At 68.2% G+C, this 22,740-nt stretch carries 23 protein-coding genes; 16 read left to right on the top strand and 7 right to left on the bottom strand.

Features of this window, described 5'->3' with window-relative positions:
• Window positions 1–155: 155 nt before the first annotated feature.
• Window positions 156–641 carry a hypothetical protein gene (locus ASG69_RS08770; RefSeq protein WP_156380462.1) on the bottom strand — a complete coding sequence of 162 codons (486 nt, stop codon included), beginning with the start codon at window positions 639–641 and terminating at the stop codon, window positions 156–158.
• Between the two features lie 94 nt (window positions 642–735).
• Here ASG69_RS08770 and ASG69_RS08775 point away from each other — a divergent pair, with 94 nt between their 5' ends.
• The 3 genes from ASG69_RS08775 (at window position 736) to ASG69_RS08785 (ending at window position 3,922) form a co-directional block, all read left to right on the top strand.
• Complete coding sequence (locus ASG69_RS08775) at window positions 736–1,197, top strand: hypothetical protein (protein ID WP_056442050.1); 462 nt, start codon at window positions 736–738, stop codon at window positions 1,195–1,197.
• 10 nt (window positions 1,198–1,207) lie between these two features.
• Entirely contained in the window at window positions 1,208–2,698 is a 1,491-nt protein-coding gene (locus ASG69_RS08780) for a fatty acyl-CoA synthetase (RefSeq protein ID WP_056442055.1), read from the top strand.
• Window positions 2,699–2,806: 108 nt separating this feature from the next.
• Window positions 2,807–3,922, top strand: coding sequence for a cellulase family glycosylhydrolase (locus ASG69_RS08785; protein WP_056442056.1), 1,116 nt, complete (start codon window positions 2,807–2,809; stop codon window positions 3,920–3,922).
• A gap of 2 nt (window positions 3,923–3,924) precedes the next feature.
• On the opposite strand, the gene ASG69_RS08790 is transcribed toward ASG69_RS08785, so the two are convergent.
• Both ASG69_RS08790 and ASG69_RS08795 read right to left on the bottom strand, forming a co-directional pair.
• Window positions 3,925–4,506, bottom strand: a complete 582-nt coding sequence (locus ASG69_RS08790) for an excalibur calcium-binding domain-containing protein (RefSeq protein WP_051613121.1) — start codon at window positions 4,504–4,506, stop codon at window positions 3,925–3,927.
• A gap of 98 nt (window positions 4,507–4,604) precedes the next feature.
• Window positions 4,605–5,957: an MmgE/PrpD family protein gene (locus ASG69_RS08795; protein ID WP_056442058.1), complete on the bottom strand. Its 1,353-nt coding sequence runs from the start codon at window positions 5,955–5,957 to the stop codon at window positions 4,605–4,607.
• Window positions 5,958–6,125: 168 nt separating this feature from the next.
• Between ASG69_RS08795 and ASG69_RS08800 the strand changes: the two genes are divergently transcribed.
• Together ASG69_RS08800 and ASG69_RS08805 are read left to right on the top strand one after the other, a co-directional pair.
• The gene (locus ASG69_RS08800; protein WP_056442061.1) at window positions 6,126–6,938 is read left to right on the top strand and encodes a cyclase family protein; all 813 of its coding nucleotides are present in this window, start codon (window positions 6,126–6,128) and stop codon (window positions 6,936–6,938) included.
• Window positions 6,935–8,350 carry an MmgE/PrpD family protein gene (locus ASG69_RS08805; protein WP_056442065.1) on the top strand — a complete coding sequence of 472 codons (1,416 nt, stop codon included), beginning with the start codon at window positions 6,935–6,937 and terminating at the stop codon, window positions 8,348–8,350. Before ASG69_RS08800 ends, ASG69_RS08805 begins: the two co-directional genes overlap by 4 nt.
• Here ASG69_RS08805 and ASG69_RS08810 read toward each other — a convergent pair.
• Both ASG69_RS08810 and ASG69_RS08815 read right to left on the bottom strand, forming a co-directional pair.
• Window positions 8,347–9,159, bottom strand: a complete 813-nt coding sequence (locus tag ASG69_RS08810; protein ID WP_162246744.1) for an HpcH/HpaI aldolase/citrate lyase family protein — start codon at window positions 9,157–9,159, stop codon at window positions 8,347–8,349. The genes ASG69_RS08805 and ASG69_RS08810 overlap by 4 nt on opposite strands.
• 8 nt (window positions 9,160–9,167) lie before the next feature.
• Window positions 9,168–9,968, bottom strand: coding sequence for an IclR family transcriptional regulator (locus ASG69_RS08815; protein WP_037184784.1), 801 nt, complete (start codon window positions 9,966–9,968; stop codon window positions 9,168–9,170).
• Between the two features lie 244 nt (window positions 9,969–10,212).
• Here ASG69_RS08815 and ASG69_RS08820 point away from each other — a divergent pair, with 244 nt between their 5' ends.
• The 11 genes from ASG69_RS08820 to ASG69_RS08870 all read left to right on the top strand — a co-directional run bounded on the left by ASG69_RS08820 (window position 10,213) and on the right by ASG69_RS08870 (window position 21,510).
• Window positions 10,213–11,433, top strand: coding sequence for an ABC transporter substrate-binding protein (locus ASG69_RS08820; RefSeq protein WP_027504754.1), 1,221 nt, complete (start codon window positions 10,213–10,215; stop codon window positions 11,431–11,433).
• Window positions 11,430–12,413, top strand: coding sequence for a branched-chain amino acid ABC transporter permease (locus ASG69_RS08825; protein ID WP_082544328.1), 984 nt, complete (start codon window positions 11,430–11,432; stop codon window positions 12,411–12,413). The genes ASG69_RS08820 and ASG69_RS08825 overlap by 4 nt, the downstream gene beginning before the upstream one ends.
• Window positions 12,410–13,453 (top strand): branched-chain amino acid ABC transporter permease, encoded by a 1,044-nt coding sequence (locus ASG69_RS08830; protein WP_056442070.1) that lies wholly within the window; start codon window positions 12,410–12,412, stop codon window positions 13,451–13,453. Before ASG69_RS08825 ends, ASG69_RS08830 begins: the two co-directional genes overlap by 4 nt.
• Window positions 13,450–14,169 (top strand): ABC transporter ATP-binding protein, encoded by a 720-nt coding sequence (locus ASG69_RS08835; protein ID WP_197027740.1) that lies wholly within the window; start codon window positions 13,450–13,452, stop codon window positions 14,167–14,169. Before ASG69_RS08830 ends, ASG69_RS08835 begins: the two co-directional genes overlap by 4 nt.
• The gene (locus ASG69_RS08840; RefSeq protein WP_056442074.1) at window positions 14,166–14,870 is read left to right on the top strand and encodes an ABC transporter ATP-binding protein; all 705 of its coding nucleotides are present in this window, start codon (window positions 14,166–14,168) and stop codon (window positions 14,868–14,870) included. The genes ASG69_RS08835 and ASG69_RS08840 overlap by 4 nt, the downstream gene beginning before the upstream one ends.
• A 28-nt stretch (window positions 14,871–14,898) precedes the next feature.
• Complete coding sequence (locus ASG69_RS22845) at window positions 14,899–15,531, top strand: hypothetical protein (RefSeq protein ID WP_056442076.1); 633 nt, start codon at window positions 14,899–14,901, stop codon at window positions 15,529–15,531.
• Window positions 15,528–16,895: an FAD-dependent oxidoreductase gene (locus ASG69_RS08850; RefSeq protein ID WP_056442079.1), complete on the top strand. Its 1,368-nt coding sequence runs from the start codon at window positions 15,528–15,530 to the stop codon at window positions 16,893–16,895. The genes ASG69_RS22845 and ASG69_RS08850 overlap by 4 nt, the downstream gene beginning before the upstream one ends.
• Window positions 16,896–16,907: 12 nt before the next feature.
• On the top strand, window positions 16,908–18,374 hold the full coding sequence (locus ASG69_RS08855; protein WP_056442082.1) for a dihydroorotase: 1,467 nt from the start codon (window positions 16,908–16,910) through the stop codon (window positions 18,372–18,374).
• Complete coding sequence (locus ASG69_RS08860) at window positions 18,371–19,558, top strand: CaiB/BaiF CoA transferase family protein (protein WP_056442086.1); 1,188 nt, start codon at window positions 18,371–18,373, stop codon at window positions 19,556–19,558. Before ASG69_RS08855 ends, ASG69_RS08860 begins: the two co-directional genes overlap by 4 nt.
• 26 nt (window positions 19,559–19,584) lie before the next feature.
• The gene (locus ASG69_RS08865; RefSeq protein WP_156380463.1) at window positions 19,585–19,986 is read left to right on the top strand and encodes a DUF6992 family protein; all 402 of its coding nucleotides are present in this window, start codon (window positions 19,585–19,587) and stop codon (window positions 19,984–19,986) included.
• A gap of 258 nt (window positions 19,987–20,244) precedes the next feature.
• Window positions 20,245–21,510 (top strand): DUF4185 domain-containing protein, encoded by a 1,266-nt coding sequence (locus tag ASG69_RS08870; RefSeq protein ID WP_056442089.1) that lies wholly within the window; start codon window positions 20,245–20,247, stop codon window positions 21,508–21,510.
• Between the two features lie 3 nt (window positions 21,511–21,513).
• Here the strand turns inward: ASG69_RS08870 and ASG69_RS08875 are convergent, their stop codons facing one another.
• Complete coding sequence (locus ASG69_RS08875) at window positions 21,514–21,729, bottom strand: hypothetical protein (protein WP_056442091.1); 216 nt, start codon at window positions 21,727–21,729, stop codon at window positions 21,514–21,516.
• Between the two features lie 118 nt (window positions 21,730–21,847).
• Window positions 21,848–22,318: a DUF3558 family protein gene (locus tag ASG69_RS22755; RefSeq protein ID WP_162246745.1), complete on the bottom strand. Its 471-nt coding sequence runs from the start codon at window positions 22,316–22,318 to the stop codon at window positions 21,848–21,850.
• Between the last annotated feature and the right edge of the window lie 422 nt (window positions 22,319–22,740).

Here is a 22,740-nt window from a genome sequence, read left to right on the forward strand (position 1 = left end):
CGGCTACGAGTTCGGTGTCACCGACGACGACCTGGGGGTGACGCCCGAGTCCTGGCGCCGACTGTGGATCGACCGCGGGCATCCCTGGAGCTCGACGGCACCGCCGCCGCCCGGCTGGGACGGCGCACGGCAACTCCGGCGCTGACTCTCCAGTGTCAGGGGAGTAGGTGCGAGTACGCGGAGCACGTGGAGGCGACGCCGATGTAGACGAGTCCGTCCGACTGCTCGTCCGACCATCCGCGCACTCGCGTGCGGTCGGCGGTGTCGGCGAGGATGTCGACTCCGGTGCGTCCGACGGCGAGGTCTCGGCAGATCGAGGTGACCGAGGTGTCCATGAAGGCGGCGGTGTCCGGGTCGGTCGGGTAGCCGGCCATCTGCATGATCTCGGCGAAGGCGTCGAACGGTTCCTCAGCGGCCTGCTGGGCGAGGGGAGCGATCTGCACCGGAGTGTCGAGGGCGACGGGCGTGTCGACTGCGGTGACCGGCGCGGCGGGTGCGGGGGCGTCCGAGGCACTGGCCGTGGCGGGGGCACTGTCGGACAGCACCATCGTCGTGGTGGCTGCGCCGGCGAGCACGGTCACCGCGGCGCCGATCACCGCGATCCGTCGTCCGGTGCGAGTCGGTCGCCGATGTGCTGGCATCACGTGTCCTCGGTTGGCGGGTCAGTCGCTGACTTATACCCATTTCCGAGCAAAATGTTACTGGAGTCTCACAGGAATCAGGGAGGACGCGCGCATGGAGAAGGTGACGGCCCGGACTCTCGGGGCGTGGGTCATCACGGTGAATCCCCGCAGGACCGACGTCGCCTCGTTGCTCGCCGACGGGCACGCGGGCGGTGACTGGTGCGTGGCGCCCAACTACCGTTCGCGCCTCATGGCGGCCGGTCAGCCCATCCTGCTGTGGGTGAGCAACCGATCCGGCGTGCACCCCGCGCGGGGATTCTGGGGCGTGGGGACCGTGCTCGGCCCCGCTGTCGACATGCACGATCCCGACGATCCGCGCCTGCACGTTCCCACCGAGATCACCACGCTCGGCGAGCCCGTGACGGCCGCGGAGTGCGCCGGGACGGCCGGGCTGGACCGACTCGAGATGCTCCGGTCGCCCCAGCAGTCGAATCCGTCCGTGGTCACCGCCTCGGAGTGGTCGCTCCTTCGCGCTCGTCTCGAACGGGCACCGGAGGCACCCGGCCTTCTCTAGTGTCCGAGGTATGACAGCTGATGTTCGCGCGAGCACGGTCGACGCAGTCCTGACGAGGTCGGCGCGTCGGTACCCGGACCGGGCAGCCCTGGAGTTCGACGGTCGAACGCACACCTATGCGGAACTGGACGCGGCGGTGTCCCGCGTCGCTCGGTACCTGGTGTCGACGGGGCTCGCACCGGGAGAGCGGGTCGCGGCCTACGGCACCAACTCCGACTCCTACATCGTCGGGTTCCTCGCCTGCTGCCGTGCCGGGCTGGTGCACGTGCCGATCAACTACGCCCTCGTCGAGGACGAGTTGACCTACCTGGTCGGCCAGTCCGGTGCTCGCGCGCTGCTGGTCGACGACGCTCTGGCGCCGGCGGTCGACGCCGTGCGGACGGGTCTCGATCTCGACGTCGTGCTCTCTCTGCAGGAGCTTCTCGACCTTCCCGACGTGTCGGTCGCGCTGCCCACGGTGCTGACCACCGATCTCGCCCAGTTGCTGTACACCTCGGGAACGACGTCGAAGCCCAAGGGCGCGATGATGTCTCACGGTGCGCTGGTGAGCGAGTACGTCTCGTCCGTCCTGGCACTGGCGTTCACCGCCGACGACGCCCCGCTCGTCGCGATGCCGCTGTACCACTCGGCCGGCATGCACGTGTTCGCCCTGCCGTACCTGTCGGTCGGCGCGACGGTGCGCCTGATGGCGAAGCCGGACGTCGCGGAGATCCTGCGCCGCGTCGAGGCCGACCGCATCGGTTCGCTGTTCCTGGCGCCGACGGTCTGGGTCCCTCTGGCGGGACACCCGGATCTCGAGACCCGCGATCTGTCGTCCCTGACCAAGGCGCAGTACGGGGCATCGATCATGCCGGTCACGGTGCTGGAGCGGCTGCGGGCGCGGTATCCGGATCTTCGGTTCTTCAACTGTTTCGGACAGTCGGAGATCGGTCCGTTGGCGACGGTGTTGCAGCCGGAGGAGCACGATGCACGGCCCGCCTCGTGCGGGCGCGCCGTCTTCTTCGTCGAGACGCGGGTGGTGAACGCCGACGGTGAGGACGTGGCGGACGGTGAACCCGGCGAGATCCTCTACCGCTCACCGCAGTTGTGCGACGGATACTGGGAGAACCCGGACGCCACGGCCGAGGCCTTCCGCGACGGATGGTTCCACTCCGGTGATCTGGTGACTCGGGACGCGGAGGGATTCGTGACGGTGGTGGACCGCATCAAGGACGTCATCAACACCGGCGGCATCCTGGTGGCGTCGCGGGAGGTCGAGGACGCGATCTACACCCATCCGGCGGTGGCCGAGGTCGCGGTGATCGGCGTTCCGGACGAGAAGTGGATCGAGGCGATCACGGCGGTGGTGACGGTGAAGGACGGTCGTGCGGTGACCGCCGAGGAGATCATCGCCCATGTCTCGGGTCGCATCGCACCGTTCAAGATCCCCAAGCAGGTGCGGTTCATGGACGAATTGCCGCGTAACCAGAGCGGCAAGCTGCTCAAGCGCGCGCTGAGGTGATCGAACCGGCGTTCGGCGTGTTACCTATGTGACTGATGTGACTGGTGGTACTTCTGACACCGAGAGCTTCCGCGTGTCGCGGTAGCCGAATCGGTCGGGGAGTCGGTCATGCAGGTCGGTAGACGCGTTGCGCAGATTCTGTTGGTGGTGGCGACGGTGATCGCCACCCTGTCGGTGCCGACCGCGTCGGCGGCGAGTCCGTATGTCGGACGCCAGGGCATCGGGCTCAACGGCATCGACTTCCGGAGCAGCTCGAGCGCTCAGCAGGCACAGGCGACCCGGGTCGCGGGTACGGGCGCCAAGTGGGTCCGCATCGAGATCGACTGGTGGTACGTCCAGGACGGTGGGCCGACCGCCTACAACTGGTCGGGTCCGGACGGTGCTGTGGCGGCGGCCAAAGCGAAGTCCCTCAACGTCCTGCTGCTCATCCAGAAGACACCGCCGTGGGCTCGGACCACCAGCGACGGCAGCACACCGCCCACGAACCCGGACGACTACGCGACGTTCGCCGCCAAGGTCGTGAGCAGGTATGCGCCGCAGGGGGTTCGGTCGTTCGAGGTGTGGAACGAGCCGAACCTGTGGATGTTCTGGGCCGATCCGGTGACGGGTAAGCCGAACGTGCAGGGTTACGTCGATCTGCTGAAGGCGGCCTACCCGAAGATGAAGGCCGCCACCACCAGCACCATCAGCATCGTGGCCGCCGGACTGTCCCCCTACGGCACCACGGGTCAGAGCCCGGAAGGGCACGCCGTCTCACCGATCACCTACCTCGATCAGATGTACGACCTCGGCGCCGGAACGTACTTCGACGCCGTCGGCTGGCACCCGTACACCGCGCCCGCGTTGCCGAACGACACTGCCGACTGGAACGCGTGGTCGCAGATGAGCGTCGACTTCACCAATCCCGACGGCACGATCTATCAGAAGAGCGCGCGCACGATCATGACCGAGAACGGCGACGCCGGGAAGCTCATCGTCATGACCGAGGCCGGCGCCGCCACCGCGGGCGACCCGAGCGTCAGCGAGCAGGTACAGGCGACGGCCTACCGACAGGCCGTCGACAACCGCCTGTCCTATTCGTGGGCCGGGCCGATCTTCTTCTACGAGACCACAGACCGCGCCGCGATGACCGCGGTGAACCCCGACAAGGAGAACTACTTCGGGGTCTACCGCTCGAACGGGGTGGCCAAGCCGGCCGTGACGGTGCTCAAGAGCGTGCGCTGAGTTCACTCACAGCCGACGCCGTCTCCGTCGCGGTCCAGGTGCGAGCCGTAGCCGGGGTCGCCCACGCGGACGGGCGCCGCGCCGGCGTTCCGAGCCGCGGTGCAGTTCGTGTAGTACGTCGATCCGGACGACTCGGGAACGACGGCCGGCGCGACGTACGGAGCCGGTGCGGGTACCGGCGCGACGAATGGCACGGGCGCCGGGACGTAGGCGCGGTCGACGTCCGGCACGTCGACGTCCGGCACCTCGACGTACGGGGTCTCGACGTAGGGCACCGTCGTGGTGGGCGGCGGTGCGTACACGGTGACGGTCTCGGGAGTGGTCGTGACGGCAGTGGTCGTCGACGTGGTGGTGGTCGGCCGCGGGGTGGTGGTCGTCGCGCGGGGAGTGGTGGTCGGTGCGGCCGACGTGGTGGTGAGAGTGGTCTCCGCGCTCGCGGCGACGGGTTCGGGTTCCTGCATCAGCCCCAGTCCGACGACGGACAGGCCCACGAAGGCGGCGACAGCGGCCGTGATCTTGCCCTTGTTGCCCTTCTTGCGGGCCTCGATGTGGGGCGGCTGGAACGGCGGCGGATACGCGGTCATGCAGGTCCTCAGGTGAATGGCAGCAACGGGTCACACCACACGTCGCGCGGGGCGCGCGGCACGTTACAGGGTGGTCGGTTTCCGCCGGAACGCGCTGCTCAGGGCAGTGCGGTCAGAGTTCGGACCACGTCCGAAGAATGCAGGACATCGGTGACCACGCGATCGATCCGCCCGGCGTCCTCCGCGCCGACGAGCCGTTCGATCTTCTCCAGTATCTGTGCGTGGTCCAACGGGAAATGGTCGACGTCGCCCACCGGATCCGGTGAACCGGCCGACACGGTCTCGCCGGAGACGAGAACGATGTCGACCTCCGCGGCGCGTCGGTCGGGCAGCAGCGCCGTGAGCGAGGGCGACGACTCGACGTCCACCCGTGCGCTGAACTCCTGCGCCGCACGGAAGGTCGCGCTGCCGGGCGTCAGGGTCTCCACGTCGATGCTTCCGGCCACCACCGCGGCGGACACGACGAACGGCAGCGAGAACATCGCACCGAGCCGCGTCGAGGGGTGCCGACCGAACAGGGGTTCCGCCAGCGCGTGGGTGCGGACGCGCACGCTCGCGATGTCGACGATATCCAGGTTCGTGCGCAGAGCCTGCACGATGTCGACGGCGGCGTGGGTGTACGAGCAGCTGGCATGGCGCTTCGCGTACCCCTGATCGAGGGCGAACGTGCCGTCCGGCGCGGGTGCGAGCTTGTCGGCATCGAGAGTGCCGACGATGTCCCCCAGAGTCGTCGCCGCCGCGCCGCTGTTGTGCACCAGTCCTGCCGAGGACAACCGCGCGGCGTCGAGTCCCGCACGGACGGCGCCGCCGATCCACAGGTTCCGGGCGAAGTTGCCCGCGAGCACCACGGCCCACGGTGCGACGTGCACGAGCGCGGTCGAGGCGTCGATCGCGGCCGCCGTGCGCTCGGCGTCGAGATCCCACACGACGGCAGCGGCGGCGGCGGCGCCGGTCGCTCCCCAGTGTCCGTGGGTGTGCCACTTCGGGTCGCGGGTCAGTGCGGCACCGAAGCGGGTGGCCACCTCGTAACCGGCCACCACGGCGGCGACGAACCGGTCGCCCGACACCGGCTGCGCGCTGAGGCGGGCCGCTGCGACGGCAGCCGGGAGCACATGGGCGGCAGGGTGACCCGCCGCGTACTTGTTGCCCTCGTCCAGTTCCAGGCAGCACGAGGCGATCGCGTCCAGGTAGGCCGCGGTCTCCACCCCGGTGTGGGCGCCGCGACCGACGGTGACCGTCGTGCCCGGTTCGGCTCGCCACCGCGTGAGAAGCGCGGTCAGTTCCGGTGTCCGCGCTCCCGCCAGGGTGACACCCAGAAGGTCGAGCAGCACGGTGCGGATCCGACTCTCGTACGCGGTACCGGTCGCGGGTAGGTCCACGCAGAACCGCGCCAGATCGTCGATGCGTAGTCGCACCTGTTCCGCTGGAAGGAACGTTGCCGAGTCGGTCATGCGACAACGCTAGGACTGACGCTCGTGCTGGTCAATACATCTGCCGGACGTGATCAGGGCTGCTAGGGTCGGCATCGACAACAGTCAGGCACCCCGGTGTCTCCGGTGTCGATCCGCTCAGCGGAACAGCGTGCACCGTGAACCCAGTCCAGAGGAGAGAATCGAGCCATGTCGGACAGACTTCTCGAGGCCGTCACGGCCGGTGTACGCACGGTCGATCTCGGACGCCAGCTGCGGGTCGGTATGCCGCAGTCGCCGAATCACCCGCAGTTCTGGCACACGCTTCCGCGTCGGCACGGCGACATGACCCGGTCGGACGGCGGCAGCGCCGCGAACGACATGATCACCACCGGAACGCATGTCGGAACCCACATCGACGCGCTCGCCCACGTCTCCCACGAGGGGAAGATGCACGGCGGTGTCGACGCGGCCGAGGCCGGTGTCGGCGGCAAGTACGTCGAGCTCGGCGTGCACACGATCGCGCCGATGATCCGCCGTGGCATCCTGCTCGACATTCCGGCCGTGCGCGGAACCGAGCGACTCGAGGGCGGCGACGAGATCACGGTCGACGACCTCGAGTCCGCCTGCGCCGCCCAGGGTGTCGAGGTGTCGGCCGGCGACGTCGTGCTGATCCGCAGTGGGTGGGCGCAGTTGTTCGACGAGGGTCAGCCCTATGTCGGTGGTCCGTCCGGGGTTCCCGGCGTCGGCGAGCCCGGCGCGCAGTGGCTCGCGTCCCGAGAGGTGCACGCCGCGGGCGCCGACACCATCGCCTTCGAACGCCTCGCGCCGGGCGGTGGCCACGCGCTGCTCCCCGCTCACCGAGTCCTGCTGGTGGAGAGCGGCATCTACATCATCGAGGCCCTCGATCTCGAGGAGCTCGCACGCACCCGGACGTACGAGTTCACCTTCGTCCTGGTGCCGCTCAACATCTTCGGCGCCACCGGATCGCCGGTGCGCCCCCTCGCGGTGGTGTCGGCATGACCGAGTCCACACTCGCCCGCACGCTGGCGGAGTTCGCGGTGGAGCACTCGTTCGACGATCTGCCTGTCGAGGTGGTCGACAGCATCGGGCTCCGCGTCCTCGACACGCTCGGGATCGCGATCGCGGCCACGGAACTCGACACCAGTGCGATGGCCACCGCGTGGGCGCGGGAGCAGGGCGGCCGGGCCGTCGCCTCGGCCGTCGGCGTGGAGGAGAACCTCCCGCCGACCCTCGCGGCCTTCGTCAACGGGGTGCTCGCGCACTCCCTCGACTTCGACGACACCCACCTGCCCTCGGTGCTGCACCCCAGCGCGTCGGTGGTACCGGCCGCACTGGCGGCGGCGCAGCAGCACGGCGCCTCTGGCCGGGACCTTGTGCGCGGCATTGCGATCGGCCTCGAGGTGTGTGTCCGCCTCGGCATGGCGGGTTTCGATCCGGAGACGAAGAACTCGGTGTTCTTCGAGAACGGGCAGCACGCCACGTCCATCTGTGGAGCCATGGGCGGTGCGGCCGCTGCCGCGGTGATCGGCGGCGCCTCGGCCGACGGCATCGTCGACACGCTCGGTATCGCGGCGTCGATGGCGGCCGGCATCATCGAGGCGAACCGCACCGGTGGCACGGTCAAGCGCATGCACTGCGGGTGGGCGGCGCACTCCGGCGTGTCCGCGGCGGGTCTCGCTCGGCACGGCATCACCGGACCGCCGACGGTGCTCGAGGGCAGGTTCGGATTCTTTCAGGCGTGGCTGCACCAGAGCGGGCGCGCCGCCGAGATCACCGACGGCCTGGGCAGCACCTGGGCCGCGCCTGGTCTCTTCGTGAAGCCCTACCCGGCCAACCACTTCACGCACGCGGCTCTCGACGCGGCGGCCGCGTTGCGAAGTCGGGGCATCACGCCCGCGGACGTCGAGCGGTTCGTCCTCGGTGTCCCCGCCGCCAACCTCCGGACCATCGGCGAACCCATCGAGGTCAAGCGCACCCCGCAGACCGGGTACATGGCTCAGTTCAGCGGACCCTACGCGGTGGCGGTGGGCATGCTCGGTGGCGGTGGACTCGGTGCGGTACTGGACGACTACACCGACGAGAAGGCCACGTCGACGGAGCGTCGCGACATCATGGCGCGCGTCGACGTCGTCCCGGACGCACAGTGCGACGCCATCTTCCCGCACCAGTTCCCGGCCGTTCTCACGGCGTATCTCAGCGACGGCACCACCGTCGTCGAAGAGGTGTTGACCACGCGCGGCGGACCGGAGCGGCCGTTGTCGTTCGAGGACGTTCGAGCGAAGTTCACGGCCAACGTCGACGGCCTGCTGAGCGTGCAGGCAGCCGACGCCTTCGCAGCGCAGTGCGCCGGCCTCGCCGACCTCGAGGACCCGGGCGCGCTGTTCGATTCGATTCGTACTCTGGGGAATTAGAGTCGGACGCGGGCCAGGATCTCCCGGGCGCCGCGGACCACGGCCTCGTCGACGAAGCGTCCGTCGTCGTCTACCGTGGGCCCGCCGGCCGCCCGGTCGAACAGGTCGACGAGGCGTTCGGCCCGGCGCACGTCGTCCGCCGCCGGTGTCAGGGCATCGTTGATCACGGGCACCTGACCGGGATGCACCGCGGTGCGGGAGCGGAAGCCCATGTGCACGAAGTGCGCGGTGGTGGTGACGAATGCGTCGAGGTCGCGGAACTCGGTGGAGGTCGGTGCGATCGGTGCCTCCAGACCCGCTGCTGCGCAGCCGATCACGATGTCCGCGCGGATGGCGTCGACCACGTGGTCGGTGTCCGCCGCGCGGGTGATCCGCAGATCGGCCAGCAGGTCCACCTCGCCGATGCCGACGGTCACCAGTCGGGAACTGCTCGCCAGGTCGGTAAGGCCGCGCAGGGCGGCCGCGGTCTCCACCAGACCCACCATCGCGATGTCCGCGTCTCCGAGTCGCTCGTCCGCCTCCGCGAGGGAGGCCGCCCCGCACTTGGCCACGATGATCCCGGTGACGCCGGGTCGGGCAGCTGCGGCGAGGTCCTCGGCGAGGAACTCGGGTGTCACGCGGACCCACACCTGCGCTCCACCGTCGCGCGGACGGTCCAGCCACTGCGCGACATCGGTTCTCGCCGTGTCTTTCTGCACGAGTGGGACCGCGTCCTCGAGATCGAGGATGACGGCGTCGGCCGGTCCCGAGACGGCCTTGTCGAACAGGGCGGGCTTCACGGCCGGCACGTAGAGGAACGAGCGCGGCATGCGGCGGGTCATCGGGCGGCCCGCGCTTCGAGGCTCTGCGTGATCGCGCGCGCGGCGGCCAGCACCTGACCGGCGTGCGCCACGTGATCGTCGTCGGCGGTGGAGGAGTAGCGGAAGGCCGGTCCGGAGGAGCTGACCGAGCCGAGCACGTGGCCGGCCGCGTCGAAGAACGGGGCGGCGATGGAGGCGGCGCCGGTGTTGCGCTCGTTGATGGAGGTCCCGTAGCCGGTGTCCCTGATCTCCTGGAGCCGGGCCAGGAACGTCGTCTCGTCGGCGTCCGGAGCGCTTCCCCGCAGCTCCTCGAAGGCCTCGTGCGCGTAGTGCGGCGGAAGGAACGCGAGGATGGCGCGGCTCGAGGCGCCGGAGTGCAGCGGGTACTGCGGGCCGATCTCCACCACCATCTTCACCTCCTGCGGGCTCTCGTACTGGTCCAGGTAGACCCGCCGATGCCCCACCAGGACGGACAACGTCGCCGTCTCGAGGGTCTGCGCACGTAGTCGGCGCAGGATGGGAGCGGCGATGGAACGGACGTCGAGCTGGCTCCATGCCTTCGTGCCGAGTCCGATGGCCGCCGGGCCGAGGGAGTAGGTGGACTCGCCCGCCACCGGCTGCACGATCGAGCGCGATGCCAGGGACTGCAGGATCCGGTGCACCACAGCCTTGCTCAGGTCCAGGCGGCGCGCGAGCTCCGTGACACCCAGTGCCCGGTCGGACTGCGCGAAGGACAGCAGGACGTCGGCCACCCGATCCGCCGATTCGGTTCCCGTCGACGCGGAGTCGGTGCCGGTCGAGCTGGTAGTTGCGGCCATGGGGCCAACCTTCCACATTCGCTGAGTACGTGCGCGGCTTCGGCGCGTTCCGCTGAGCGAACCATACCCGTAACAAGAAAGTCATCAAAGAGCCTGTTCTGACCCAGTGATGCGTGTAATACTCAGTACTGCAGGGAATAGCCACCCACTAAGTGGTGCGCTGAGCGGAACACAGGCCGTGTCCTTCGGTCACACGGTTTCCCGAGACTCGGCGCCTCGATCGGCGCGGAAGGCAGATCCAATCATGAGAAAAGTCGTAGGCGTGCTCGCCGCAGTGGCCCTTCTGGGCACGGCTGCGTGTGGATCCTCGTCCGGATCGGACGGTTCGGGTCCCATCAAGATCGGATCCGTGCACCCCACCACCGGTGCGCTGGCCGGTGTCGGTGGACTGATGAACGACGGTGCCGCACTGGCCGTCGAGGACATCAACGGTGCCGGCGGCATCTCCTCGCTCGAGGGGCGTCCACTGGAACTCGTCACCGGTGACAGCCAGGGCAAGGCGGAGGTCGGCCAGAGTGAGGCGCAGCGTCTGATCGACGACGGCGCAGTCGCCCTGGTGGGCACCTATCAGAGTGACGTGACGCAGAACGTCGCATCGGTCGCCGAGCGCTCGCGAGTGCCGCTGGTCATCGACGTCGCGGTCGACGACAAGATCCTCGACCAGGGTTACCAGTACGCGTTCCGTATCCAGCCGAACGCCTCCAGCATGGGTACCGACGGCGCCAAGGCGCTCGCGGCCATCGAGGAGCAGACCGGCCAGCCGATCGATCGCGTGTCGTACCTGCACATCGAGGGCTCGTTCGGTGACAGCGTGTTCGACGCCTTCGAGAAGGAGGCCGCGAACCAGGGCATCTCCTCGGTGCAGGAGATCACGTACCCGGCCACCAACTTCTCCGACGCCACGACGCAGGTGCGCGAGGCCGCGGTCTCCAACCCCGACGTCATCGTCGCGACGGGCTATTACCCGGACGGTCTGCTGATCGCGAAGGCCGTCGAGCAGTTGAACGTGAACGTCAAGGGTGTCTACGGCATCGCCAACGGCGCCTTCGACGACAGTTCCTTCCCGGCTGCCGCCGGCACCGCCGGTGAGGGCGTGCTGTCCGCCAACTACCACTTCGATGCCACCAGCGACCGGGTCAACGACATCCGCTCGCGCTTCGAGGAGAAGTACGGCCGTCCGATGGAGACGGCGGCGATGCTGTCCTACCAGGCCGTCGAGGTCATCGCGGCGGGACTCGAGGACGGCGCCGACGCGGATCCGGAAGCGTTGCGCGAGGCCATCTCCGGCGTCACCATCGACGATCCGCTGCTCGCCTTCTCCGGTCCGATCCAGTTCGACGAGACCGGTCAGAACTCCAACGCGACCGTCATCGTGATGCAGGTGCGCGACGGCCAGGTCACCCAGGTCTTCCCGGACGAGTTCGCCACCGAGGCCATCGAGTTCCCCGCGGGAGCGGGCCGGTGACGGTCGTCGCCGAGAGCGCGGCCACGGAGAAGACCCGGCGCGCCGTGAATCCCGGCGTCGCCGTCGGGGGAGCGCTCGTGGTGATCCTCGCCGTCATCTTCTTCGTCGGCGGCAAGGACCAGGGACTGGTCGGCCAGGCCATCGTGTCCGGTCTGCTGCTCGGCGGGGTCTACGCGCTGATCTCGGTCGGCCTGACACTCATCTTCGGTGTGCTCGGCATCGTGAACTTCGCCCAGGGCGCGATGCTCACCCTGGCGATGTACATCGTGTACGCGCTCTCGACGGCGGGGTTGCCCGTCTACGTGGCAACGCTTCTCGCAGTCCCCGTCATGTTCGTGTTCGGCATGATCGTGCAGGCCACCCTGCTCACCAAGCTCACCATCGGCGGGAGCCACGAGGGGCCGCTGCTGGTCACCCTCGGGTTGTCGTTGCTCATCATCAACGTGCTCCTCATGGTCTTCGGTGGTCGGCCCAAGTCGGTGGAGGCGCCCGTGGACGGATCGATCTCGATCCTCGGCACCGTCGCGGACTGGCCTCGGGTGCTCGCGTTCGTCGGTGCCGCGGTCGTGGCGATCGCGCTCAAGTCGGTGCTCGAACGCACGCGCCTCGGGTTGTCGATCCGCGCGGTGGCGTCGAACTCGGAGGGCGCCAAGCTCGTCGGAGTCGACATCGGTCGCGTCTACGCGCTGACGTTCGGTATCGGCGCGGCCTGCGTGGCCGTCGCCGGCGGTCTCATGACACCGTTCACGTCTCTCACCCCGTCGGTGGGCGAGCAGTTCACGATTCTCGCCTTCGTCATCGTGGTGCTGGGCGGTCTCGGCAGTGTCGTCGGAGCCATGGTCGGCGGCATCGTCATCGGTCTGGTCCAGACGGTCGGCGCCCTGTACCTCCCCGGCACCGGATCGCTGATCCTCGTTTTCGCCGTGTTCGTCATGGTGCTCTTTCTCAAGCCCGAAGGTCTGTACGGAGGACGCCGATGACCACCACGACGGATGTCTCGACGGACTCCGCGTCCGACACGCGGCTGAAGGACTCCTGGCTGCGACGCCAGTTGCTCACGCTCGTCATCGGATTCGTGGTCGTCGCCGCGTTCCCGCTCGTGCTCGGCGAGCAGGCGCAGACGGTCGCGGTCCGGACATTGATCTTCGCGATCATGGCCGTCGGCTGGAACCTCATGAGCGGCTTCGGCGGCATGTTCAGCTTCGGTCACGCGGCGTTCTTCGGCATCGGCGCGTACACCGGTGCGTATCTGCTGGTGGAGCACGGCATCTCGCCGTGGATCTCCATGCTCGTCGGCGCCGTGGTGTCCGCCGCGGTGGGCACCACCATCGCCTACCTGTGCTTGCGCTACCGGCTGGCCGGGTCGTACTTCGCCCTGGCGACGTTCGCCTTCGCGCAGATGTTCCTGCTGCTCGTGCAGAATCTCGAGGTCTTCAACAAGACCGAGGGCTTCAACGTGCCGATCCTGCCGCGTGATTCGTGGTGGATGCTGCAGTTCGAGAAGGGCAGTGCCAACTACCTGTGGATCCCGTTGGTGATCCTGGCGCTCGCGGTGCTGGGCACCATCTTCTACGTCCGGTCCCGCCCGGGGCAGTACGTGCAGGCGATCCGTGACGACGCCACCGCGGCAGCCTCTCTCGGCATCGACACGATGAAGTACCGGCTCATCGCGGTCGCGGCGAGCTGCGCCCTCACGGCCGTGGCCGGCGTGTACTACGTGCAGTACTACTTCTTCGTGGGCCCCGAGCAGGCATTCGGATCCGCAGTGTCCGTCGAGGCCATCGTCCCTGCCGTCATCGGCGGCATCGGGACCATCTGGGGACCGGTGCTCGGCGCCGCGGTCATCGGGCCGCTGTCGGAGCTCATCAACGAGCTGCTGCGCAACCCGCCCGCGTTCCTCGAGTTCCTCCAGGGATCCATCGGACTCGACGTGGCGGTCTACTCGGTGATTCTCATCCTGATCGTGATCTTCCTGCCCAAGGGGATCTTCGGCACGATTCGCGAGAGGTGGCGCAAGTGAGCGTCCTCAGTATCGAGAATCTCAGCAAGTCGTTCTCGGGCATCCACGCGGTGCGCGACGTCAGCATCGACGTCCCGGACGAGCAGTTTCTCGGCATCATCGGCCCCAACGGCGCCGGCAAGACCACCCTGTTCTCGCTGCTGGCCGGCGAGCAGCCGCCGACGTCGGGTCGCGTGATCTTCGACGGCACCGACATCACGGGGTGGCCCGCGGACCGCATCGCGCGCGCTGGGTTGGTGCGTACGTTCCAGTTGATGCGGCCGTTCGAGTCGATGTCCGTTCTCGAGAACGTCACCATCGCCGCACTGTCCAAGCGTAAGTCGCGGAAGGACGCGCGTCGGCACGCTCTCGAGGTGCTCGACCGGGTGCAGCTCTCCGACCAGGTGGGCGGGACGGTGTCGACGATGTCGACGGCCGGACTCAAGCGACTGGAGCTGGCCCGCGCTCTTGCCATGGAACCGCGGGTGGTCCTGCTCGACGAGGTGCTCGCGGGACTCGTTCCGGCGGAACGTGCGCCGATGATCGAGCTGCTGCGCTCCCTGCACAGCGGCGGGCAGACGGTCCTGTTCGTCGAACACATCATGGCCGCGGTCATGGCGTTGTCCGAGCGTCTGGTCGTCATGCACGAGGGCGCGGTCCTCACAGCGGGGGATCCGCGCACCGTCATCGAGGACCACCGCGTCGTCGAGGCCTATCTGGGTGAGGAGACCGCATGATGCTCGAGATCGACGATCTGCACGCCGGCTACCGGCGACTGGAGATCCTGCACGGTGTCACGATGCATCTGGAGAAGGACGAGATCGTCTCTCTCATCGGAGCCAACGGCGCCGGCAAGACCACGACGCTGCGCGCCCTGTCGGGTCTGGTCACGCCCAGCAAGGGCCGCATCATGTTGGACGGCAGCGACATCAGTGGCAACCGCGCCGATCGCATCGTCCGGTCGGGACTGGTGCACGTCGCCCAGGACCGCGCACTCTTCGGTTCGCTGCCGGTCTCCGAGAACCTGGAGATGGGCGCGTACACCCAGAAGCGCGGGTCCACGAAGGAGTCGCTCGACCGCGTCTTCGATCTGTTCCCCATTCTCGCCGAGCGGCGGACCCAGCGCGCGGACACCATGTCCGGCGGTCAGCAGCAGATGCTGGCCATCGGCCGCGCCATGATGTCGAAGCCGCGTGTGCTCACGCTCGACGAACCGTCCGTCGGCCTGGCGCCGAAGCTCGCCGCCGAGGTCCTCGAGGCCATCGTGCGGATCCGCGAGACCGGGGTGACCGTGCTGATCGTCGAGCAGAACGCCGCACAGGCACTCGCGATCTCCGACCGCGCCTACGTCATCGAGAGCGGATCCATCGTGCTCACCGGTACGGGAGCCGAGCTCGCCCACGACGATCGCGTCAAGGCTGCGTACCTCGGCATCTGATGCCGCACCTCTCGTCAGGAGTTTCTTCGTGCGATTGCTCGCATACACCCCCATCCATGTCGACTTCGCCGAGTTCCGGCGACGTCAGGAGCGGTACGACGCACTGAGCCCGGTGGGCGTGTCCGTCGTCCTGCGCAACATCGGTCCCGATGCTCCGCGCGCGCTGGACACCGAGGCCGACGTCCGAGCGTCCGAAGTGGCGCTGGCCGCCGCCTTCCGCGCGTCCGATCCGGACGAGTTCGACGGATACCTGCCCGACTGCGTGCTCGATCCGTGTGCGGAGGAGGCGGACTCCTTCGAGCGTCCCCTGTACGGACTGACGCGACTCACCGCGTCGTTCTACGCCTCGCAGGGCCACCGCCTCGGCGCCCTCGCCCGCAATGCCGCCATCGCTGCCGAACTCGACCGCCGCGTGGCGGGTTACGGCATCCCCGCCGAGCCGACCGTTGTCATGGACCTGTCGTTCGACGACATCGCGGACTCGCGGGCCTGGGCCGACGCGGTCACCGTCCACGCTCGTGCGCTGACATGTTCGGTGGCCATCAACGCGTGCTCGGCAGTCGATCTCACCGGGCCGCGAACCTCACCGCTGGTCGTGGATCCCACGGCCACCGCCCTGCGCCTGCTCGCACTGCGCGACGAGCTGGAGCCGGCATCGTGAGCGCGGACGGACCCGATCTGATCGTCGCCGGCGCCGGCGGCGGACTGATCGCCGCGCTGCGTGCCGCCGAGCACGGACTCGACGTGCTGGTCGTCGAGGCCAGCGACCACTTCAAGCGCGGCAACAACACCGCGATGTCGACGGCCATGATCCCCGGCGCGGGGTCCCGCTGGCAGCGTGAGGCGGGCATCGAGGACTCCCCGGAGACGTTCGTCGAGGACGTGCTCCGCAAGACGAAGGGCACGGCCGACGCAGAGCTCGCCGGAGCCCTCGCCCGCGTGAGCGCGCCACTCGTCGAATGGATGGCGGATCACCTCGAGGTGCCGTTGTCGCTGGTCACTGATTTCGCCTACCCCGGTCACTCGGAACTGCGCTGCCACACCGTCGAGGGTCGGCACGGAAGCGTGTTGCTCGAGCACCTGGTGCGCGCGGTGACGGCGGAGCCGCGCATCGACGTTCTGGCACCGGCCCGGCTGACCGACGTCCGCGTCGACGACGGTCGCGTCACCGCCGCGGTGATCACGCTCCCGGACGGGTCGACCGAGACGATCCCCACCGACGCGGTGCTGTTGGCCACCAACGGGTACGGCGGCGACCACGAGCGGGTCGCCACCCACGTCCCCGAGATCGCGCATGCTCGCTACCACGGCAGCGAGCACTCCCGCGGAGACGCGCTCACCATCGGTGACCGTCTCGGCGCCGCGACCGCGTATCTCGATGCGTACCAGGGGCATGCGGCGCTGTCGAAGAAGGCCTCGACCCTGGTCGGGTGGGCCACCGTCATGCACGGGGGCGTCGTCCTCGACCTCACGGGACGACGCTTCGGTGACGAGACGACGGGCTACTCCGAGTACGCCGCCCATCTCGCGGCCCGCCCGGAGTCCGAGGGCGTCATCGTCATCGACCGCGACATCCACGACAAGTGTCTGTCGTTCACCGACTTTCGTCAGACAGTCGATTCGGGCGCCGTCGTGTGGGCGGACACGCCGGCCGAGCTGGCCGACGCGCTGGGGCTCCCCGCCGATGTCGTCGTCGACGAACTCGCGGCCGTCGAGAGGTACGCGCGGGGTGAGGAGTCGGACCCGCACGGGCGCACCTCGTTCGAGCACGAGCTCACCGGGCCGTACGCCGCGATCCGCATCGTCCCCGCGCTGTTCCACACCCAGGGCGGTCTCGTGGTCGACGGGAACGCTCGGGTCCTGCGACTCGACGGCACCGCGATCGAGGGACTGTTCGCCTCCGGCGGCGCCGCGATGGGCATCTCGGGCCACGGCGCCGCGGGGTACCTCGCCGGCAACGGATTGCTGCCCGCACTCGGACTCGCTTATCTGGCCGCAGATGTCGTGGCCGGTACTCATCACTAGAGAAGGATTGTCATGACGAAGCTTCTGATCACCAATGCCCGAGTCGTACGTCCGGGCGCCGATCATCCCGAGGACGGCGAATTCCTCGACCTGCTGATCGAGGACGGAAAGTTCACCCGCATCGAGGCGGGGATCGATCCGTCCAGCGCCGACACCGTCGTCGACGCCGCCGGCAAGGTCGCATTCCCCGGAGTGGTGGACGCGCACCAACACTGGGGCATCTACAACCCGTTGGGCGAGGACGCCTACACCGAGTCCAGGGCCTGCGTGCAGGGCGGTGTCACCACCTCGCTGTCCTACATGCGCACCGGTCAGTACTACATGAACACCGGTGGTTCGTACGCCGACGTGTTCCCGACGGTGCTCGAGGCCACCGAGGGCAAGCCGTTCGTCGACTACGCTTACCACCTCGCGCCGATGTCGAAGGAGCACATCGCCGAGATCCCCTCGCTCATCACCGATCACGGTGTGACGTCGTTCAAGATCTTCATGTTCTACGGCAGCCACGGGCTGCACGGGCGCTCGACCGACCAGAGCGAATTCCTCATGACGCCGGAGGGCGAGCGCTACGACCTCGCACACTTCGAGTTCGTCATGCGCGGCATCCAGGCCGCACGGGAGCAGCTCGGTGACAAGGCCGATCACATCTCGCTCTCGCTGCACTGCGAGACCGCCGAGATCATGAGCGCCTACACCAAGCTCGTCGAGGAGGAGGGAACGCTCACCGGCCTCGCGGCGTACAGCGCCTCGCGTCCGCCGCACTCCGAGGGGCTCGCGGTCACCATCGCGTCGTTCCTCGCCGACGAGACGCAGCTGCCCAACATCAACCTGCTGCACCTCTCCTCCCGCAAGGCCCTCACTGCCGCCATGCGGATGGCGAAGGCGTTCCCGCACGTCAACTTCCGTCGCGAGGTGACCATCGGTCACCTGCTCGCCGACATCGACACCGCCTACGGACTGGGCGGCAAGGTCAACCCGCCGCTGCGCCCGCGCGACGACGTCGAGGCCCTGTGGGAGCACCTGCTCGTCGGCGACATCGACTGGGTGGTCAGCGATCACGCGTGCTGCAAGGACGAGAAGAAGTTCGCCGAGGACCGCGGCGACATCTTCGCGGCCAAGTCGGGATTCGGCGGCGCCGAGTACCTGCTGCCGGGACTGGTCAGCGAGGGCCGCAAGCGCGGACTCAGCTGGCGCCGCATCGCGGAGCTGACGTCGCTCAATCCCGCTCGTCGCTACGGACTTCCGGGCAAGGGCGAGATCGCCGTCGGTATGGACGCCGACCTGGCACTGGTCGATCCCGATCACACGTGGACGGTGCGTCCCGAGGATTCGGAGTCCACGCAGGAGTACACCCCCTTCGAGGGCTTCGAACTCGGCGCGAAGGTCACCGACACGTTCGTGCGTGGACATCGCGTGCTCGACAACGGCGCTGTCGCGGGGGAGCCCACCGGCCGCTACCTGCACAGGCCCTACAAGTGACCGGGCCCCTGGAGGGGATTCGCGTTCTCGACGCGTCGACGATCCTCGCCGGTCCGCTGGTCGCCCAGATCCTCGGCGACTTCGGTGCCGACGTCGTCAAGATCGAGCACCCCACCAAGCCGGACGGTATGCGTGGGCACGGTCTGGACAAGGACGGGCACCCGTTGTGGTGGACGATGGTGAGCCGCAACAAGCGCGGCATGACGCTGAACCTCGGCAAGCCCGAGGGGGCCGACGTCTTCCGCAAGCTCGTCGCGGACGCCGACGTGGTGGTGGAGAACTTCCGGCCGGGCACCCTCGAGAAGTGGGGCCTCGGCTACGACGTGCTGTCCGAGATCAATCCGGGTCTGATCCTGTTGCGTGTCACCGGTTTCGGCCAGACCGGGCCCTACTCGACGAGGCCGGCGTTCGGCACCCTGGTCGAGTCGATGAGCGGGTTCGCCCACCTCACCGGCTCGGCCGACGGACCGCCGACGCTTCCCGCCTTCGGTCTGGCGGATTCGCTGGCCGGCATCGCGGGATCGTCGGCGGTCTCGATGGCCCTGCTGCACCGGACGAAGACGGGTAGAGGTCAGCAGATCGATCTCGATCTGCTGAGCCCCATCATGACGGCGGTCGGGCCCGGCATCATCTACGCCGACCAGTTGGGCATCGACCAGGAGCGCACCGGTAACCGGTCGAGCAACAACGCGCCCCGCAATCTCTATCGGACCAAGGACGAGCACTGGCTGGCGATCTCCACCAGTGCCAACTCCATCGCCGAGCGCGTTCTCCGCCTCGTCGGTCACCCGGAGGTTCTCGACGAGCCGTGGTTCGCGACGGGTCGTCAGCGCGCGGCCCACGCCGACCTGCTCGACGGATACGTCGGTGGGTGGATCGCCGAGCGCACGCGCGACGAGGTGATCGCGGCCTTCGAGGAGGCCGGCGCGGCGGTCGCCCCCGTCTACAAGCCGAGCGAGCTGCTCGACGATCCGCAGGTCAACGCCATCGAGATGGTCACCACAGTCGAGGACGACGCTCTCGGGCCGGTGCGCATGCAGAACGTCATGTGGCGCATGGGGGAGAGCCCTGGCAGCATCCGCCACACCGGACGTCCGCACGGCGCGGACACCGACACCGTGCTCGCCGAGCTCGGTCTCAGCGACGACGAGGTGCGCACCCTGCACGAGACCGGCATCGTCTGACCGCTCGAGTGGGCACACTGGTGTCCATGACGTCAGCACACAGTGTCGCGAAGGATCTCGGTCGACGGCTTCTCTGGTGGGGCGGCGGCAGTGTCGCGGTCGGCGCCGCCGCAGCGTTGGGCGGCGGCTCTCCCGCGGTCCGTGCTTTCGGCATCCAGACCGCGGGCTGGGGCGCCATCGATCTCGCCATCGCCGGGATCGGGGCGGCCCGGTCCACCGAGGTTGCGGCCGACAAGATGCGGAAGACCTTGTGGATCAACACTGGACTCGACGTCGTCTATGTCGCCCTGGGTGCACATCTCCTGTACCACCGGCCCACCTTCGGCGGGAGGGTGACGCCGCAGCAGTCCTCCGGGCACGGTGCTGCAGTCGTCGTGCAGGGTGCGGCTCTCCTGGTGCTCGACAGCGTGCACGCGAAACGCTTGTGACTCAAGACTCGGCATACCGCCCGGTCCGAGGGGCACACTGGACTGGAGTCCGCGGACCGACGTGGGCCTCGTGGCCGGTGCGTCCGTCGGGGGCGCACCGGCCGCCCTCATTGTGTGGCTGAAATACCTGCCGTGTAATTCTCATTTGTCAAGTATCGACACATGCATTTGTTGCGGCATGCCCACTTTTCGGTAACACTCACCACATCAGTCACATGAGTCACGTGAGTCACACAGTCGATCGGTGGGGGTCGGAGTATGCGAGCACGAAGTCGGCAGATCGCGGTGGGGGCCGCGCTGACGTTGGTGGCCAGCGGTCTGGGTGTGCTGTCGGCACCGGTCGCGTCCGCGGAACCGTGCGGTGGTCTCGGTGGCCCCGGCTCGTCACTGCTGGGCAGCTTCTTCGGTAGCAGCGGATCGAGTGGCGGCGGGGGCAGCAACCCGCGCGGGACTCAGCAGCCGCTCGCCCCGATCCGCAGTGGGAACACACAGTCCGTGGGGTGGGTGACCGGACCTCTCAGCGCCAACAACACGTACGACCGTTTCGGCATCTCGGGTACCGATCTCGGCATCAGCTGGGACAACGGCGCAGGCCAGACGCTCATGGCGTTCGGTGACTCCTTCGGCAACTGCTCGGTGAACGGGCAGCAGTGGCGCAACAACCTGCTGCTGCGGTCCAGCGACGACAACCTCTCCGACGGCATCACCGTTCCCGACGCCGTGCCCGGCGACAGTGCGTCCGGCTCCATCGTCCTGCCGGCGACGCCTCGGTACGCCGAGCAGATCGTCCCGACGCTGCGGTTGCCGGAGATCGAGGTGACCACCATCCCGACGGCCGCCATTGCCATCGACGGTGTGCAGTACCTGAACTACATGTCCGTGCAGAGTTGGGGAGCCCCCGGCCGGTGGGTCACCAACTTCTCGGCCATCGCGACGTCGAGGGACAACGGGCAGAGCTGGACGACGGACCCGATGACCATTCGCGTCAACAAGGGCGTCACGATTCCCGGTGTCGCTCAGGTCAACGAGGCCAACGGCCGATTCCAGATGAACGCATACGCCAAGGGTCCCGACGGCTGGCTGTACCAATTCGGAACGCCCAACGGCCGTTTCGGTGCAGCCTTTCTCGCCCGTGTGCAACCGGCGGACATCCTCGACCTGACGAAGTACGAGTACTCCACCGGTGATGTCGCGCGCCCGTGGTCGACCGATGTCGCCGATTCGAAGAAGGTCGTCGACGAACCGGTCAGCGAGCTCAGCGTCTCGTGGAACGCGTACCTGAAGAAGTACGTGATGCTCTACGGCGATGAGAACCAGGGCTCGATCGTCGCCCGCACCGCCACGGATCCGCAGGGACCGTGGAGCCCGATCAAAACTCTGCTCGGGCGCGCGGAGACCATCGGCGGTGTCTACGCCCCGTACATCCACCCGAAGTCGAGTGGGCGTGACCTGTACTTCACTGCCTCGCGCTGGTCCGACTACAACGTGATGCTGTTGAAGACGAATCTCGATGCGCTGAAGTGACGGCTACTTCGGTGTGATGCGTTGTGCCGCTTCGCTGTCGGTGGACTGGTAGTTCCGACCCAGCTCGGTGAAGGTGTCTGCGAGCGACGACGCGATCGCGATGTGCGCCTGAAGCAAGGTCGACAAGGACCCCGGCCCACCCACCGCGAGCTCGGAGTACTTGCGCGCCAGCGCCAGGCCGGAGGGGAGGGTGCCGAAGCCCTGTGCGAAGTCCTGCACTTGGATGGTCGACCTCACGGCGGTGATGCCTTCGGCGAATTCTGCGCACGCACGGGCACATCGCTCCGCGGCCTCCGTGGTTATTTCGAGCTCGTTCAACCCTGTCACGGTGCCCCCGTCATGGTGGTGTCGCGCTCTCGAGAGCGCCTGAAATGCGCCTGGCTTCTGCGCAGTAGTCGCCGACAGTTGATGGATCACCCGCGTTTCTCACGGCGAACTCAATTGCCCCTGCGGTCGATGCGTACGCGATGTGGCAGGCCTCGTCGAGAGTTCCCGGAAGTTGCTGGAAGCTGAGCGCTGGGCGCCCGCCTATATCTATATCCTCTTGGTTCACGGATCGGCTGTCTCCGCGGAACTCTGATATCGCTGTGGTCGTCGACGAGATGGTCAGGACGAACCAGTCCTGCCGGAACGAGCAGTACCGCCACTGACTGTTTCCCTGATCGAACTGACCCGAGTCGACGATCTCCGCGTTCACGCCCGCAGCCGCCACGGCGTCACTCGGAATGGTGCACGGATCCCACAGCTCCGCGACGGGTTCGCCCGAGACGCCGGGGGAGCAGGCGCCGCAGAACACGAGCGCAGCCACGGCCACCCCACCTCGAATCCATCGCACTCGAACTTGGACGCGGTCAGCGGCCCGGCGGTTCCCATGCGGATCCGCGCGGGTTCTGGTCAGCCGCGCGCGGTCCAACCGGCGCGGGTGTCCGAACGGTGCTCGGATCCGCCGCGACCGCTGGCCGCGCAGCTCCCAGCACTGCGCGCAGGCCACGGACTTGCGCGTACTGCTGCACGGTGCGCGTCTGCGGCGCCGACCGACGCGCCGATCCGCGCGACCGTCAGCACCCCCGCTCACCACAACCGGCGCACCCGACCGGAGCGTGCGCGGACAAGCGAGCACCACCATCCGCTCACCGCCCAGCACCGTGCGCAGGCCACGTCCAGCGCGTACTGCCGCGCAGTGCGCGCCGGCACCCACCCGCCCCCCAACCACCCGCCCCCCAACCACCC

The organism is Rhodococcus sp. Leaf225 (genome assembly GCF_001426145.1).
In the GTDB taxonomy this organism is placed as follows: domain Bacteria; phylum Actinomycetota; class Actinomycetes; order Mycobacteriales; family Mycobacteriaceae; genus Rhodococcoides.